The 15,863-nt window shown below is 45.0% G+C and carries 15 protein-coding genes and 1 pseudogene; 14 read left to right on the top strand and 2 right to left on the bottom strand.

Annotated features, from left to right (window positions below; translation table 11 throughout):
• Window positions 1-169 precede the first annotated feature (169 nt).
• On the top strand, window positions 170-673 hold the full coding sequence (locus ACLTWA_RS14080; RefSeq protein ID WP_412328542.1) for a low molecular weight protein-tyrosine-phosphatase: 504 nt from the start codon (window positions 170-172) through the stop codon (window positions 671-673).
• A gap of 9 nt (window positions 674-682) precedes the next feature.
• On the opposite strand, the gene ACLTWA_RS14085 is transcribed toward ACLTWA_RS14080, so the two are convergent.
• Window positions 683-1,810, bottom strand: a complete 1,128-nt coding sequence (locus ACLTWA_RS14085; RefSeq protein WP_412328543.1) for an HD-GYP domain-containing protein — start codon at window positions 1,808-1,810, stop codon at window positions 683-685.
• A 460-nt stretch (window positions 1,811-2,270) separates the two neighbouring features.
• On the opposite strand from ACLTWA_RS14085, the gene spoIIID reads away from it, so the two are divergent.
• From spoIIID to ACLTWA_RS14145, 12 genes and pseudogenes are all read left to right on the top strand, one after another.
• A complete protein-coding gene (gene spoIIID, locus ACLTWA_RS14090) occupies window positions 2,271-2,546 on the top strand; it encodes a sporulation transcriptional regulator SpoIIID (protein ID WP_412328544.1) in 276 nt (91 codons plus the stop codon).
• Window positions 2,547-3,066: 520 nt separating this feature from the next.
• Window positions 3,067-4,515: an aminotransferase class I/II-fold pyridoxal phosphate-dependent enzyme gene (locus ACLTWA_RS14095; protein ID WP_412328545.1), complete on the top strand. Its 1,449-nt coding sequence runs from the start codon at window positions 3,067-3,069 to the stop codon at window positions 4,513-4,515.
• 30 nt (window positions 4,516-4,545) lie between these two features.
• On the top strand, window positions 4,546-5,403 hold the full coding sequence (gene speE, locus ACLTWA_RS14100; RefSeq protein ID WP_412328546.1) for a polyamine aminopropyltransferase: 858 nt from the start codon (window positions 4,546-4,548) through the stop codon (window positions 5,401-5,403).
• Window positions 5,400-6,674, top strand: coding sequence for a saccharopine dehydrogenase family protein (locus ACLTWA_RS14105; protein ID WP_412328547.1), 1,275 nt, complete (start codon window positions 5,400-5,402; stop codon window positions 6,672-6,674). The genes speE and ACLTWA_RS14105 overlap by 4 nt, the downstream gene beginning before the upstream one ends.
• A 3-nt stretch (window positions 6,675-6,677) precedes the next feature.
• Window positions 6,678-7,799, top strand: a complete 1,122-nt coding sequence (nspC, locus tag ACLTWA_RS14110) for a carboxynorspermidine decarboxylase (protein ID WP_412328548.1) — start codon at window positions 6,678-6,680, stop codon at window positions 7,797-7,799.
• Between the two features lie 24 nt (window positions 7,800-7,823).
• Window positions 7,824-8,981, top strand: a complete 1,158-nt coding sequence (gene aguA, locus ACLTWA_RS14115; RefSeq protein ID WP_412328820.1) for an agmatine deiminase — start codon at window positions 7,824-7,826, stop codon at window positions 8,979-8,981.
• Entirely contained in the window at window positions 8,926-9,807 is an 882-nt protein-coding gene (gene aguB, locus ACLTWA_RS14120; protein WP_412328549.1) for an N-carbamoylputrescine amidase, read from the top strand. Before aguA ends, aguB begins: the two co-directional genes overlap by 56 nt.
• An 86-nt stretch (window positions 9,808-9,893) precedes the next feature.
• The gene (locus tag ACLTWA_RS14125; RefSeq protein ID WP_412328550.1) at window positions 9,894-10,754 is read left to right on the top strand and encodes a GyrI-like domain-containing protein; all 861 of its coding nucleotides are present in this window, start codon (window positions 9,894-9,896) and stop codon (window positions 10,752-10,754) included.
• A gap of 65 nt (window positions 10,755-10,819) precedes the next feature.
• Complete coding sequence (locus ACLTWA_RS14130) at window positions 10,820-11,251, top strand: protease complex subunit PrcB family protein (protein WP_412328551.1); 432 nt, start codon at window positions 10,820-10,822, stop codon at window positions 11,249-11,251.
• A 133-nt stretch (window positions 11,252-11,384) separates the two neighbouring features.
• Window positions 11,385-12,059, top strand: a complete 675-nt coding sequence (gene cysE, locus ACLTWA_RS14135) for a serine O-acetyltransferase (protein WP_412328552.1) — start codon at window positions 11,385-11,387, stop codon at window positions 12,057-12,059.
• 92 nt (window positions 12,060-12,151) lie between these two features.
• Complete coding sequence (locus ACLTWA_RS14140) at window positions 12,152-13,723, top strand: DUF3794 and LysM peptidoglycan-binding domain-containing protein (protein ID WP_412328553.1); 1,572 nt, start codon at window positions 12,152-12,154, stop codon at window positions 13,721-13,723.
• A gap of 284 nt (window positions 13,724-14,007) precedes the next feature.
• Window positions 14,008-14,238, top strand: a pseudogene (locus ACLTWA_RS14145) (GIY-YIG nuclease family protein); the annotation flags it as partial.
• Between the two features lie 21 nt (window positions 14,239-14,259).
• On the opposite strand, the gene trhA reads toward ACLTWA_RS14145, so the two are convergent.
• Window positions 14,260-14,907, bottom strand: coding sequence for a PAQR family membrane homeostasis protein TrhA (gene trhA, locus ACLTWA_RS14150; protein ID WP_412328554.1), 648 nt, complete (start codon window positions 14,905-14,907; stop codon window positions 14,260-14,262).
• A 216-nt stretch (window positions 14,908-15,123) separates the two neighbouring features.
• On the opposite strand from trhA, the gene ACLTWA_RS14155 reads away from it, so the two are divergent.
• The gene (locus ACLTWA_RS14155) at window positions 15,124-15,813 is read left to right on the top strand and encodes an RluA family pseudouridine synthase (protein WP_412328555.1); all 690 of its coding nucleotides are present in this window, start codon (window positions 15,124-15,126) and stop codon (window positions 15,811-15,813) included.
• Window positions 15,814-15,863: the final 50 nt, after the last annotated feature.

The following is a 15,863-nucleotide window of genomic DNA, read 5'->3' on the forward strand; positions in this document are numbered from 1 at the left end:
AAGAGGAAAGAACGGATGAAGATATATAACAATGTGTGGTTTTGAGGGTATATGCAAAGATGTTTTGCATAAGGTAGGAATTTTGCGTAGATCCAGCGATGGGTTTGCGCTTTTTTATTATATATTTGATAATTTTTATTAGGTAATTAAGAGGAAAGGACTGGATTAGATGAAGTTTGAGTATAAACCAATCGGTATTTTAATGGTTTGTCATGGCAATATATGCAGGTCTCCGATGGCAGAGTTTGTTCTAAAGGATCTCATTGAAAAGAAATGTTTAACGGAACGGTTTTATGTTGCCTCGGCTGCCACCAGTACGGAAGAAATCGGAAATCCGGTACATCATGGAACGAGAAAAAGGCTGAAAGAAGCGGGAATTTCTTGTGAAGGGAAATATGCAGTTCAGCTGAATAGAAGTGATTATTGCAACTATGATTATCTGATTGGCATGGAACAGCGGAATATTGTCAATATGATGCGGATTCTGGGGGGAGACCCGGAGGAGAAGGTAAGACGGCTTTTGGATTTTGGGGCCAACCCCAGGGATATTGCAGACCCATGGTATACCGGGGATTTTGATACTACCTATAATGATGTTCTGGAAGGGTGCAAAGCTTTGCTGGATCATATTTTAGAGCAGAAAAAAGGACTTTTTCCGTATCGTGTGGATTAAGTCCTTTCATTATATATCGGTATCGTCAATAATGGTAATGTTCAGTGCTTCATGAGATAAGTCTACGTCTTTGCCGGCAATGGCAGACGGGGTCAGGAAACGGATGACAGGGCGTAATGTAAATCCTGGGGTATTTTCTTTGACCACGGCGGTACTTCCATCACTTAGTTGAACAATGGTACCTATGGGATATGCAGATACACACTGAAGGAATGCAGCCAGAAGATCCGGATCGAAATGAGAACTGGAACAGCTGGTGAGATAATCAAATATTCTTCTTGGAGGCCAGGCTTTTCGGTATGGCCTGGTGGAGCTTAAAGCATCATATACATCGGCGATGGATAGAATACGTGCATATAGCGGAATCTTTTTTCCGGCGAGGCCGAATGGATATCCGCTTCCGTCGAATTTTTCATGATGAGCCTGGATTCCATGCAGAATCACCTGGGAGAACATGTTGGTTTTTCTTAATTTCTCATAGGACAGGCTGGGATGCTGCTTCATGATCTCATATTCTTCATCATTTAAAGGGCCGGATTTGTTGGTGATTTCCAGGGAGATATCTGTTTTACCGATATCATGAAGGAGGCCGCATAGAGCCAGGTCGTTTAACTCCGTAAGGGAAAGGCCCAGGAATTTCCCCAGCAGTACGCTTAAAATACCTACATACAGGCTATGTGAGTAGGTATAATTGTCGTAGTCCCTGATGTCAATCATCTGAAAGAGGTATTCATCCATATTAAGAATATTCATAACGACTGACTTGGAAACCGCTGCAAGTTCATCATAGGTTTGCATGCTGGACTGTATGGTCACTTTTTTCAGGTTTTGGTCAAAGGCATGTCGGATGCTTGTCAGCATTTTGGCTTTTAATTCAGGTTCTACTAGGTCTACGGGTTCAATGCCTTCTGTAAGCGCTGTATGAATATAAGCCCCTTGAACTCCAATTGTTTTCAGGCGGTTGATGATGTGTTCGCTTAGTTGGTAACCGGATACTGCAAATGGAAGCATTGGATTTGTTCCCGGGATGTTTCGGGCTAATACCATGCCCTCTGTCAATTTCTCAATAGGAAGATAAATCAATTCTTTCACCTCAACAGACGATATGGCTGTCTCTTCTTTATGTATTAAGTACATTCCTTCTTTTCTGTAAAGTTGGGAATATGTAACATTATGTCTTATTAAATTATAGTTGGAATTAATGAATGCGTCAATGAAATTTTACATGACAGCAAGTCAGAATCCGGAATGGAAAGACAGGTATTCTGTAATTGAAAATGATTGTTTTCAAAGCAGGGGGAAATGCTGTGTTGTATGATGATTCCGATTGGTTTTATAAAAAGAAGGTGGTTTTTCTTATGGGCAGGTCAATACATCTGCCCTGGAATTTATTACAGGAAAGCATAATCTTGACAGTGAACGGGAGTAGGATAGGGCGGGCTGTGGGCCAGATGGAGGCATAAAGGGAACGGATAGGGCCAATAAATCCTTTGCCATACTAAAAGATATGATTGGATTTGAAAATAGAAAGGAACCCATTCATACTTGCGGCAAAACCTGCATAAGTATGTAAAAACGTCCTAGCAGGGGGATTTTCTTGAAGGAATATATTGAGGAACGCGCGGTTGCGATTGCCAACTACATCATAGACTATCATGCGACCGTGAGGCAGACAGCGAAGAAATTTGGAATTTCAAAATCTACGGTACATAAGGATGTAACGGACCGCTTAGAGCACATCAATCCGTCCCTGGCAGCCCGGGCCAGGGTGATCCTGGACATTAACAAGTCCGAGCGCCACATCAGGGGCGGCCTTGCCACCAAAGAGAAATATCAGCATCGTTTGCAGATGTGCAGCAACAAAAACCAGTAAGCAAATGGGTGGAGGAACAGCCGCTGTCTGAAGAATGGTAGACGTTCTCAGGCGGGGGCTGTTTTCGTTTCTGAAATGAAGATTTTACAAAAAAACGGTTGACATGAATCTGCAAAATATGTTATTCTTTACCCCAGTATGAAGAGACATTATCGCTTTCATGCAAATATTGACCACTTCTTTATGAAGTTAAGCCCAGACGGACAGGCGGGTCGGCTGCCGAACGTGGGAAACCACATTATTGATTGAGTTAGAAGCTCAAATTTTATAAGTTGATTACTTTATAATCAGTGCAAATGCACATCATCTTGTGAAACGATCAATAATAGCAGGGACAACATATTTGCTATGTAGACTCGAAAACGATAATTGTCATGAAGGATTGAAGGGTTTTGTACCCCATTCCGTTAGGATTCATGAAATTTTCAGGCAGGTGATGTACGGTCACCTGCCTTTTTGGTGTCATCAAACGCCCGCCAGGCGCTGCCCAAGAATGTGACGAAGGAGAGGAAATTGCCGTATGAACAAAGAAGATCAGAAAAGAGCGCCAATCTACGAAGCGCTTGAAGCATTCCGGAAAAAAAGGGTGGTCCCTTTTGATGTGCCTGGGCATAAAAGGGGAAGAGGCAACCCGGAGCTGGCCCAGCTTTTAGGAGAAAAATGTGTAGGGCTTGATGTGAATTCCATGAAGCCTCTTGATAATTTATGTCATCCCGTATCGGTCATTCGGGATGCAGAGGAGCTGGCAGCCGAAGCCTTTGGTGCAGCTGATGCTTTCTTGATGGTGGGAGGGACCACTTCTGCGGTTCAAAGCATGATTTTATCGGCCTGCAAAGCCGGAGATAAGATCATTCTTCCCAGAAATGTGCATAAAAGTGCCATCAACGCTCTGGTTTTATGCGGAGCAGTTCCGGTTTATGTAAATCCTGAAGTGAACAGTATGCTGGGCATTTCCCTGGGAATGGAAATCAGACAGGTGGAGAAAGCCATCAGGGAAAATCCGGATGCAGTGGCGGTATTCGTAAACAATCCTACCTATTACGGCATCTGCTCGGATATCCGTTCCATCGTTAAGCTGGCCCATTCCCACGGGATGATGGTTCTGGCTGATGAAGCCCATGGCACCCACCTTTATTTTGGAAAGGGGCTTCCGGTTTCCGCAATGGCGGCGGGCGCAGATATGGCAGCGGTATCCATGCACAAATCAGGGGGAAGTTTGACTCAGAGTTCCATGCTCCTCTTAAATAAGGGTGTGAACGGAGATTATGTGCGCCAGATCATAAATCTGACTCAGACCACCAGTGCGTCCTACCTTCTATTATCAAGCCTTGATATCTCCAGAAGGAATCTGGCCCTTCGGGGGGAAGAGTCCTTTTTAAAGGTAATGGAGATGGCGGAGTATGCCAGGGGGGAGATCAATTCCATCGGCGGATATTATGCCTATGGAAGAGATTTAATCAACGGAACCAGCATCTTTGATTATGATGTGACCAAACTTTCCGTCTATACCCTGGGAATCGGTCTTGCAGGCATTGAGGTCTATGACCTTCTCCGGGATGAATATGATATTCAGATCGAATTCGGAGATATCTGCAACATTCTGGCCTATATTTCCATCGGAGACCGGATACAGGATATTGAACGCTTGGTAGGTGCTCTTGCCGATATTGAGAGGCTCTATAAAAAAGACCGCTCAGGTATGCTTTCGGGGGAATACATAGCGCCGAAGGTGGTCATATCTCCTCAGAAGGCATTTTACTCCAACAAGGTTTCGGTCTCTGTAAAAGAATCCGCAGGGGAAATCAGCGGGGAATTTGTCATGTGTTATCCGCCGGGAATCCCTATTCTGGCACCGGGTGAGATGATCACAGAGGAAATTGTGGAATACATCATATATGCAAAAGAAAAAGGATGCTCCATGCAGGGAACAGAGGACCCGGCAGTGGAACACTTAATGGTATTAAAATAAAAATTCCAGGCAGAGAGGAGAGTGGGAGAGATGGAGATTTGGTTTTCAGAACTGCACACTTCCAATGTGAAGCTTTCCGTTCGGATAGACAAACAGCTTTTTTCCGGCGAAAGCGAGTATCAGAGAATCGATGTATTTGAGTCCCAGGAGTTCGGAAAATTCGTAGCCCTGGATGGAGATATCGTATTTTCGGAAAAAGATGAATTTATTTATGATGAGATGGTTACCCATGTCCCCATGGCAGTTCATCCCTGTGTCAAAAATGTGCTGATCATCGGCGGTGGAGACGGCGGCGTCGCCAAGGAACTTTTACAGTACCCTTCCATCGAATCCATCGATGTGGTGGAGACGGATAAGCTTTTTGTGGATGTGTGCAGAGACATCTTCCCGGAAGTGGCCTGCGGACTGGACGATGAACGGGTCAGGGTCTTTTATGATGACGGGCTCCGGTTTTTAAGGAACAAAAAGGAAGAGTATGATTTGATCATCAATGATTCTACGGACCCCTTCGGCCATACGGAGGGACTTTTTACCAAGGAGTTTTACGGCAGCTGCTATAAGGCGCTGAAGGGTGACGGGATCATGGTCTACCAGCATGGAAGTCCTTTTTATGATGAGGATGAGATGGCCTGCCGGAGCATGCACCGGAAGGTGTACCGTTCCTTTCCCATCAGCAGGGTCTATCAGGCCCATATTCCCACCTGTCCGTCGGGCTACTGGCTCTTTGGCTTTGCATCAAAAAAATATCATCCCATCAATGACTTTAAACCGGATAACTGGAAAAAGTTAAATATAGAAACCTGGTACTATACGGCCAATCTTCATACAGGTGCATTTATGCTGCCGAAATACGTAGAAGATTTATTGGAAGAGGAGGAAAAAGAATGAGCAGATTACTGGTGATCGGATGCGGAGGCGTTGCCTCTGTGGCAATTCAGAAATGCTGTCAGAACAGCGGGGTATTTACAGAACTTTGTATCGCAAGCCGGACAAAGGAAAAATGTGATGCTTTGAAAAACAAGCTGGAAGGAAAGACAAATACCAAAATTGAAACAGCGAAAGTTGACGCGGACAACGTGGATGAGCTGGTTGACTTAATGAATGCCTATCAGCCGGCAGCCGTATTAAATGTGGCTCTTCCTTATCAGGATTTGACCATTATGGAGGCATGTTTAAAAGCTGGGGTTGATTACATCGATACGGCCAATTACGAGCCTGAGAATACAGATGATCCGGAGTGGAGGGCCATCTATGAGAAACGCTGCAGGGACCTTGGGTTTACCGCATATTTTGATTACTCCTGGCAGTGGGATTATAAGAAGCGCTTTGAAGAAGCAGGGCTTACGGCACTTCTTGGGACAGGATTCGATCCAGGGGTAACCAGCGTATTTACTGCTTACGCCTTAAAGCATTACTTTGATGAAATCCATACCATTGACATTTTGGACTGCAATGGAGGCGACCACGGTTATCCATTTGCCACCAATTTTAATCCGGAAATTAATTTAAGGGAAGTGTCTGCCAACGGTTCCTATTGGGAAGACGGCCGCTGGGTGGAAACAAAGCCTATGGAATTCAAGTCAACATACAATTTCCCGGAAGTTGGGGAAAAGGATATGTACCTGCTTCACCATGAGGAAATCGAATCTCTGGCAAAGAATATACCAGGTGTTAAGCGGATTCGTTTCTTTATGACCTTTGGACAGAGCTATTTGACCCATATGAAGTGCCTGGAGAATGTTGGCATGCTCTCAACCTCCCCGGTTTCCTTTCAAGGGCAGGAAATCGTGCCGATTCAGTTTTTGAAAGCGCTTCTGCCGGACCCTGCTTCCTTAGGCCCCAGAACGGTTGGAAAGACCAACATCGGATGTATCTTTACCGGAATAAAGGATGGAAAGGAAAAGACCATTTACATTTATAATGTATGTGATCATCAGGAGTGCTATAAAGAAGTGGAATCTCAGGCCATTTCTTATACCACAGGAGTACCGGCAATGATCGGTTCCATGATGGTGGTTACCGGGCAGTGGAAGAAACCGGGCGTATTTAACGTAGAGGAGTTCGATCCTGATCCATATATGGACGCACTGAACCAATGGGGTCTTCCGTGGGTGGTCTGTGAAAATCCGGAAACAGTTACTGTCTGGAGACAGGAATAAGCGATGAGAATAGAAGATTTAAAGACCCCATGCTATGTCATTGATGAGGGAAAGCTGGAAGAGAATTTAAAGATTTTAAAGCAGGTGAAGGATAATACCGGATGCAGTATTTTGCTGGCTCAGAAGGCGTTTTCCTGTTATGCGGAATATCCCCTGATCGGCAGATACATTGACGGTACTACCGCCAGCGGACTTTATGAGGCAAGGCTTGGGAAAGAGGAGATGGGGCTTGAAAACCATGTATTTGCCCCGGCCTACAGGGAAGACGATGTGAAAGAGCTGGTAAAGATCTGTGATCATATGGTATTTAATTCCTTCTCCCAGCTGGAAAAATACAAAGACTTTCTGCAGGGGATAGAAGTTGGAATCCGGATCAATCCGGAATGCTCCACTCAGGAGGATCACGCCATCTATGATCCCTGTGCGCCCGGGTCCAGACTGGGAGTGACTGCAGAGCATTTTAAGGAGGAGTGGCTGCCGTATTTATCCGGGCTCCATTTCCACACCTTGTGTGAGCAGAACTCCGATGATTTAAAAAAGACCCTTGATGCGGTAGAGGAAAAATTCGGGGCCTATTTAAAAGAGCTTTCCTGGTTGAACATGGGAGGCGGTCATCATATCACCAGACCGGATTATGATATAGGGCTTTTGGAATCCTGTATCAGACATATACAGGAGACCTATGATCTTCATGTTTATCTGGAGCCTGGGGAAGCGGTTGCTCTGAATGCAGGCTATCTGGTGACAGAGGTCATGGATGTGGTGGAAAATGGGATTCATACCTTAATCCTTGATGCGTCTGCCGCCTGCCATATGCCGGATGTGCTGGAAATGCCTTACCGGCCGCCTTTAAAAGACAGCGGAGAACCGGGGGAGAAGCCTTATACCTACCGGCTTTCTTCCTGCACCTGTCTGGCAGGTGATGTAATCGGAGATTATTCCTTTGACCGGGAAATAAAGCCGGGAGATAAATTGTATTTTATGGATATGGCCATTTATTCCATGGTGAAGAACAATACCTTTAACGGGATGCCTCTTCCGTCCATTGCCGTTATGGATAAGAATGGAGACTGCCGTTTGGTAAAGGAGTTTGGCTACGAGGATTTTAAACACAGGTTATCTTAAAATATCTGCAAAGAGGAATGAATGATGAAACGACTGACAAGCCTACCGGCGATAGACGGATTTTATATGCCCGGGGAATTTGAGCCTCACAGGGGCTGTATCATGATATGGCCCAGACGGCCCGGCTCCTGGCCTTTTGATGCCAGAGAAGCCAGAAAGGCATTTGCACAGATTGCAGAAGCCATTGCAGACAGTGAGCAGGTGGTGATGCTGGCCGGGGAGGATGTTATGGACTCCGCCCGCCGAATGCTTTCTGACCGGATTCAAGTGGTGCAGATGGAGTCTGATGATGCATGGGCAAGAGATGTGGGCCCTACCTTTGTCGTGAATGAGCACGGGCATGTGCGGGGCATTGACTGGCAGTTTAATGCCTGGGGGGGTCTGGTAGACGGACTGTATACGGACTGGGCAAGGGATGACCTTGTTGCAGGAACATTTCTGGAACAGTTTGGATATCCGGCTTACGATGCCAGGCATTTTGTACTGGAGGGAGGGGCCATTCATTCCGATGGGGAAGGAACCCTTCTTGTGACCGAAAGGTGCCTGTTAAGTGCCGGCCGGAATCCGTCTCTTGGCCGTATGGAGATTGAGGAGCAGTTAAAGAATTATCTTGGTGCAGAGAAAATTATCTGGCTGCCATATGGGATATACCAGGATGAGACCAATGAGCACGTGGACAATGTCTGTGCGTTTGTCCGTCCGGGTGAGGTTGTCTTAGCCTGGACCGATGATAAGAATGATCCCCAGTATGAGATGTCCCTGGCAGATCTTACACTTCTGGAGCAGGAGACGGATGCAAAGGGAAGACATTTTACCATTCATAAGCTGCCCATTCCTAAAGTTCCGGTCTGCATCAGAGAAGAGGAGCTTTCCGGTTTCGTCTTTGAACCGGGAGAGGATCAGAGAGAAGCCGGGGAGCGGCTGGCAGCAAGTTATGTGAATTTTTATATTTCAAACGGAGGGGTGATCGTGCCTCAGTTTGGAGATGAGCATGACAAAGCAGCTGTAAGGATTTTAGGAGAATGTTTTCCGGAGCGGAAGATTTATCCCATTTATGCGAGAGATATTATTGTGGGTGGAGGCAACATTCACTGCATCACCCAGCAGATTCCGAAAGGAGAAGCACATGAGAAAGGTAACAGTGGCAGCGGTCCAGATGAAATGCTGCCGGAATGTCAATGAGAATATTGCAAACGCAGAGAGGTTCCTAAGGCAGGCAGCGGGAGAAGGGGCAAATGTAATTCTGCTTCCGGAGCTGTTTGAGCGCCCTTATTTCTGCCAGGAAAGACGGTATGAGTATTATGACTATGCAGAGACAGTAGAAGAAAACCATGCGGTCAGGCATTTTGCACCCATTGCCAGAGAACTTTCGGTTGTTCTTCCCATCAGCTTTTACGAACGGTCAGGCAATACCATGTTTAATTCTGTAGCTGTTTTAGATGCTGATGGAACGAATCTGGGAATTTACCGGAAAACCCATATTCCTGATGATCATTATTATCAGGAGAAGTTTTATTTTACTCCCGGAGATACGGGATTCAAGGTCTTTGAAACTGCATACGGCAAGGTTGGGGTAGGCATCTGCTGGGACCAGTGGTTTCCGGAGACAGCAAGGGCTCTGGCTTTAATGGGGGCAGAGGTGATCTTGTATCCTACGGCTATCGGAAGTGAACCGATTCTGGAATGTGACAGCATGGAGCACTGGAGGAGATGTATGCAGGGGCATGCAGCCTCCAACATTGTCCCTGTTGCGGCTGCAAACCGGATCGGTGAGGAAGTGGTAATGCCCTGTGCGGAAAATGGAAACCAGAGCTCATCCCTCCGGTTCTATGGTTCTTCTTTTCTTACGGACAGCACCGGTGCTCTTGTAAAATCGATGGGAAGAGATGAAGAAGGTATTATTTTGGAAACCTTTGATTTTGATGAGATTTTAAAAGAGCGAAGAAACTGGGGGTTATTCAGGGACCGCAGGCCGGAGAAGTACGGAGTAATTACCGGGAAATCATGAACTGACTTATTTGTGCAGAGATAGTTGCGAGGTTAGAAGCAGTATCTACTATACTTGGCTTATCACATGAGCAGGGGGAGAAACTTTTGGATTGTCTTTCTAAAATGAACGAAGCGCTTCAGTATATTGAAGAAAATCTGACAGGGAACATTCAGTTGGAAGAGGCGGCGAAAAGGGCAGTGTGCTCCAGCTTTAATTTTCAGCGGATGTTTTCTTATATGGCAGATGTATCTCTTGCCGATTACATTCGGAGACGCCGCCTGACTTTGGCGGCTATGGAGCTTTTGACGACCGATGCAAAGGTTATAGACGTGGCGCTGAAGTTTGGTTATGAGTCTCCGGTTTCTTTTGCAAGGGCATTTTACGCTATGCACGGAATGAATCCCAGCGAAGTAAAAAAGCCTGGAGCAAAGATAAAGGCTTACTCCCGCATCTCATTTGAAATAACCATTAAAGGAGTAGATGCAATGAACTATTATGTAAAAGAGTTGAAGCCGTTTCGTCTGATTGGCTATAAGGAGCGGCTGTCCATGGTGGACGGAAAGAATTTTGAACGGATACCAAAGATATGGGATGAGGTTTGTGATGATGGCAGATATGAAAAACTTTTAAACCTTAATGACAACAAAGAGCTTTACTGCCTTGGCGTATGTGCAAACGGCTCCAATCATGAATTTGATTATTATATTGCCACCGGGTCTGAAAGCCCTCTTTTGGAAGGAATGTCAGAGCTTATAGTACCTGCCGCTGCCTACGTGATTTTTGAATGCGTGGGAAAGCTGCCGGAGGGACAGCAGAAGGTTTGGAAACGTATATTTACCGAATGGTTTCCCCAGTCCGGGTATGAGCTGACGGGCGGTCCTCAGATTGAATGGTATTCTGACGATGATCCTTCTTTGGAATCATATAGGAGCCAGATCTGGATTCCGGTCATGAAAAAAGCATAATGTTTTCATAAAAAAGGCACATTCCCCATATAGATTGTAATAATCAATCAGTTGGGGAATGTGCCATGAAAAAACTGTTTAGCAGAAAGCGGCTGGTTTTCTTCGGATTAGCTCTGTTGGGATTAGTTGTATTTACCTTAAGCGGATGCCTTGGAAAAGGAGGCAGCAAAGATAAAGTGCGGGATATGGATTTTAATGTGGTGGCAGAGACAGACATACCGCAGGAACTGAAAGATATCATTGTGCAGAAACAGCAGTCGCCTTTTAAGCTGACCTTCAGTGATGACCAGAATCTTTACATAGTGGTTGGATACGGACAGCAGTCTACGGGCGGATACAGTATTTCCGTCAATGACTTATATCTGACCGATAATTCCATCGTTCTGAAAACAGAACTGATCGGGCCGGAAAAAGGAGAGGTCACAGGCTCGGAAGCTTCCTATCCGCTTATCGTCATTAAGACGGAAATGTCAGAACTTCCAGTTGTGTTCCAGTAACAGGAGATAATAAAACAGCCGCTCTGTATATTGCCTGCAGAGCGGCTATTTTTAAATTCCTCTTTTTTCTTGTGCTGTCATATGATATACTACCTAAAACAGAAGTCAACAGGAGGAAAAGAGGAAAGGTCAAATGATATTAAAGGACATATGGCTTGATGTAAAAGCAGTAAAAGCGCGTGATCCGGCAGCGAGAAACTCCCTGGAAGTGCTTCTTTTGTACCAGGGAGTCCATGCATTGATCTGGCATCGCTTTGCACATTGGTTTTATAAGCACCGGTTATTTTTCATTGCCAGACTCATTTCCCAGCTGGCAAGATTTTTTACTTTGATTGAGATTCATCCCGGTGCAACGCTGGGGCATGGAATCTTGATCGATCACGGCTGTGGAGTGGTGATTGGAGAAACTGCCGTAGTGGGCGACAACTGTACCATTTATCAGGGGGTCACCTTGGGCGGTGTAGGGCTTAATAAGGGTAAGCGCCATCCTACCCTTGGAAGCAATGTGACCGTTGGAGCCGGAGCAAAGATTTTGGGCTCCTTTGAAGTGGGAGATAACTGCACCATTGCTGCCAATGCAGTGCTCTTAAAGCAGCTGGACAACAATGTGACAGCCGTGGGAATTCCTGCCCGTCCGGTTAAGATCGATGGGATCCCCATTCCCAAAGTAGATAAAAATGAGGTTGCCATGGAAAATTTCTGCAAGATGGAAGCCCGGATCAAGGAAATGGAAAAAACCATCGAAGACCTTCAAAAGGAGCTTTTGGCATATAAAAATGACGGTGCAAAAGAGAGTGCCGGAGAATAGAAGTATAGGAAAACTACAAAAAAAGTATATTGAAACATGCACCTGCATAAACTTTCTTAAAGGAATAAAGAAGGTAAGGCAGGTGCTATTTTATGTTGGAGCTGTTGAAGAAAAACATACATATGAATCGTTGGAAAGGAAATGCCACATCTCAGGTAACACTTGATGATGACTTTATTGTACCGGACAGCATGGATGATGTGGATCAGATTATTTTAAGTTCCGGCGAAGTTACTATTGATTCTGTGAAAAACCAGGCGGAGCGGGTAGTGGTGCGGGGAAAACTTGATTTTACCATTCTCTATCGGGGCGCAGAAGGCGGGCTTTGGACCCTTTCCGGAAACATCAATTTTGAAGAACCTATTAATGTGCCGGGGTTAGAAGAACATGATTATGTCCAGCTGATGTGGGAGCTTGAGGATCTGAATGCAGGAGTCATCAATTCCAGAAAGTTAAGTGTCAAGGCGCTTGTTACGCTTCAGGTGAAGGTGGAGACTGCCTATGACGTAGACGCTGCCGTGGAAGTGGACACTGGACTTGGAACCACGGATTCTCCTCAGGTTGAAATCCTTCGCCGTAATGTGGACGTGGCTTCCATTGCGCTTCGCCATAAGGATACGTTCCGTATCAAGGAAAATCTGGCTCTTTCGGGTAATAAGCCCAACATCGACCATATTTTATGGACTGAGATGAAGCTGAGGGGGGTTACCACAAGGCCATTGGATAATAAGATGATGCTGGATGGCGAACTGATGGTTTTTGTAATCTATCAGGGAGAAGGAGAAGGTGCCCCCATTCAGTGGATCGAAGAGAGCATCCCGTTTAACGGAGAGTTAGATGTATCGGATGTGACCGATGATATGGTTCCGTCTGTTACGGTGCATCTGATCCATAAAGACATTGAAGCAAAGCCGGATGCCGACGGAGAGATGCGGGAAATGGATATGGATGCCGTTCTGGAACTGGATATGAAGCTCTATAAGGAAGATAACATGGAGCTGTTAAGCGATTTATATTCCACCAACCGGGAACTGACCTTGCAGACCGGGGAGGCGTGTTTTGATAAGATTCTGACAAAGAATATGAGCAAATGCAAAATCGTGGAAAAGGTAACGCTTCAAAATGCAGACCGGATTCTACAGATTTGCCATAGCGAGGGAACGGTTAAAATCGATGATACAGAGGTCAGGGAAGACGGACTTCATGTGGAAGGTGTTTTAGAGGTACGAATGCTTTACTTAACCTCTGATGATGCCCAGCCCATTCAGTCAGCAGTGGAAGATATTCCGTTCCACTATCTTATCGAGGCTCCGGGAATCAATGCGGATACCATCTGCCAGTTAAATCCTGGTCTGGAGCAGTTAAGTGCAGTTATGATGGGAGGCGGAGTGGTAGAAGTAAAAGCTACCATATCCCTTGATTTGCTGGCGCTGCAGCCAATCTGTGAACAGATCATCATCAGTGCGGCAGATGCTCCCATGGATTTAAATAACTTACAGAAGCTGCCCGGAATCGTTGGCTACATTGTTCAGCCGGGAGATTCTCTTTGGAAAATTGCCAAAAAATTCCACACCACCATTGACACCATTATGACAGCCAATGGCTTAACGGAAAAATCAGTAAAACCAGGTGACCGCCTGATTTTAGTAAAAGAATTGTCATAAAATGGGATGCCAGGCAGATATTATTTGTTCTGTCTGGCATACCTGCGCTTAAAGATGAATGATATTAAGAAAAAAGGGCAATATAAAGATTGCTATTCACATATCGGTTTGTCCTGTTATATAATATACTATAGCTCAGCTATGGTATTCTACAATCGATGGCGCCAAAACGCATCCAGCTGGTGCTTAAGATAGATAACAGGTTATCCTGGGCGGTAGTGACGTGATTGCAAGGCGTTATTACCGTTTACATAGTAGCATGGATTGAAACTGCGGAGAAAAAGATGAATTATACTTATATATTACAGTGTGCGGATCATACGCTCTACTGTGGATGGACAAACCATCTGGAAAAACGTTTAAAAGCTCATAACGATGGAAAAGGAGCAAAGTATACAAAGGCACGGCGGCCTGTCCTTTTGGTCTATTATGAAGAATTTCCAACAAAGGAAGAGGCTATGCGCAGAGAGGCCGCCATAAAAAAGCTATCCAGAAAGGACAAGCTTAAGCTTCTTGGGGGAGAAAATGATCTCTCGTTATGCAATAAAGCAGTACATCAGCATATAGTGGCAGAAGCTTCCGCCCATGACAAAGAGGTGGAAGAGTTCGTGGTTGCCGAAATTTTTTAGTTTTGGGCTGAATAGGGGCAGCTTTAAGGCATAGATGATACCGCCTGTAGTATATATGATTCCTCCTGCCAAAAGCCAGCCAAAGCCAGCAGCAGGAAGTGCCTGAATGATCTTGCTGAAGGCCAGAACACAAATCCACCCCATAGCAATGTAGATACAGGAAGAAAACCATCTGGGGCACATGACAAACCATGCTTTTATGAGGATTCCCAAAACAGCGACTCCCCACACAAGAGCAAGTAAACTCCAGCCGGTCTGGTCCCCGAGAACGATCATGCAAATGGGCGTGTAGGTACCGGCTATCAGAATAAAGATCATCATGTGGTCGATCTTCTTTAAAAGTTTATTGATGTTGGGTGAAATATCCAATGTATGGTAAATGGTGCTGGCAGCGTACAAAAGGACCATGCTGGTAATAAATATGGCCAGGGCGGTCATATGAAGTGCTCCGGCAGAAGAGGATTTTATTAAGAGAGGTACGGCAGCGATCAATGCCAGGATCATTGCAATAAAGTGGGTAAGTGCACTGATGGGATCTTTGATTTTTGTGTTCATAAACGGGCTCCTCCTTGACAGTTGATAATAATATGTTATGTAGTATTAAATACTATGTATCCTATATTTATATACTATACACGCTCAAATAAAAATTTGCAATATATTTTTTGAAATTCAAAGGATATAAAATGGTGTTTGCCACAGCCGGTTTCATCCCATATAATTAGCGTAATAAAGGGATAGGTATACAAGAGAAAGAGGAATAAGAAAATCATGAACATAAACATATTATATGAAGATGAAGAAATACTGGTAGCAGAAAAACCGGTGGGAATGGAATCCCAGTCTGCCAAATCCTTTGAGCCGGATATGGTCAGTGAAATCAAGAAACATATCAACAGCAAATCCCCAAAATCCGGGGAGCCATATGTGGGAGTTATCCACAGGCTGGATAAACCGGTCGGTGGAATTATGGTTTATGCAAAAACAAAAAACTCCGCAGAGTCTTTAAGTAAGCAGGTTTCCGGGCATCAGATGAATAAGATCTACTATGCCGTAGTATGTGGAAAACCTGTGGAAAACTTTGGGACCTACGTGGATTATTTGTGGAAGGACAGCAAAAATAATTATTCCAAAATTGTGGAAAAGGGGATAAAAGGTGCAAAACCCGCAGAACTTGATTTCCGGATCGTGGATAAGGTGCAGCAGGATGGAGAGGAATACTCTTTGCTGGAAATTAAGCTGAAAACCGGACGCCATCATCAGATACGGGTCCAGATGGCCGGACATGGAACGCCCTTGTGGGGAGATCAAAAGTATAACCCCTGTTTTCAACAAAAAAAGCAGCGGGTAAATGTTGCGTTGTTTGCCTCCGGTCTTTCCTTTGTCCATCCGGTCACAAAAAAGAAGATGACCTTTACAGTAAAACCAAAAGGGCAGATGTTTGAACTTTTTTCTATATAAAATGGTAAAGTAAAGAAGGAATTTTTTGTTAAATGGGAACCTGCATACTT

This window comes from Lacrimispora sp. (genome assembly GCF_046972725.1).
Taxonomy (GTDB): domain Bacteria; phylum Bacillota; class Clostridia; order Lachnospirales; family Lachnospiraceae; genus Lacrimispora.

Bases quoted from the DNA above. Each gene is read 5' to 3' on its own strand.
- ACLTWA_RS14080 (WP_412328542.1), top strand. From the start codon at position 170: ATGAAGTTTGAGTATAAACCAATCGGTATTTTAATGGTTTGTCATGGC.
- ACLTWA_RS14085 (WP_412328543.1), bottom strand. From the start codon at position 1,810: ATGTACTTAATACATAAAGAAGAGACAGCCATATCGTCTGTTGAGGTG.
- ACLTWA_RS14095 (WP_412328545.1), top strand. From the start codon at position 3,067: ATGAACAAAGAAGATCAGAAAAGAGCGCCAATCTACGAAGCGCTTGAA.
- speE (WP_412328546.1), top strand. From the start codon at position 4,546: ATGGAGATTTGGTTTTCAGAACTGCACACTTCCAATGTGAAGCTTTCC.
- ACLTWA_RS14105 (WP_412328547.1), top strand. From the start codon at position 5,400: ATGAGCAGATTACTGGTGATCGGATGCGGAGGCGTTGCCTCTGTGGCA.
- nspC (WP_412328548.1), top strand. From the start codon at position 6,678: ATGAGAATAGAAGATTTAAAGACCCCATGCTATGTCATTGATGAGGGA.
- aguA (WP_412328820.1), top strand. From the start codon at position 7,824: ATGAAACGACTGACAAGCCTACCGGCGATAGACGGATTTTATATGCCC.
- aguB (WP_412328549.1), top strand. From the start codon at position 8,926: ATGAGAAAGGTAACAGTGGCAGCGGTCCAGATGAAATGCTGCCGGAAT.
- ACLTWA_RS14130 (WP_412328551.1), top strand. From the start codon at position 10,820: ATGAAAAAACTGTTTAGCAGAAAGCGGCTGGTTTTCTTCGGATTAGCT.
- cysE (WP_412328552.1), top strand. From the start codon at position 11,385: ATGATATTAAAGGACATATGGCTTGATGTAAAAGCAGTAAAAGCGCGT.
- ACLTWA_RS14140 (WP_412328553.1), top strand. From the start codon at position 12,152: ATGTTGGAGCTGTTGAAGAAAAACATACATATGAATCGTTGGAAAGGA.
- trhA (WP_412328554.1), bottom strand. From the start codon at position 14,907: ATGAACACAAAAATCAAAGATCCCATCAGTGCACTTACCCACTTTATT.
- ACLTWA_RS14155 (WP_412328555.1), top strand. From the start codon at position 15,124: ATGAACATAAACATATTATATGAAGATGAAGAAATACTGGTAGCAGAA.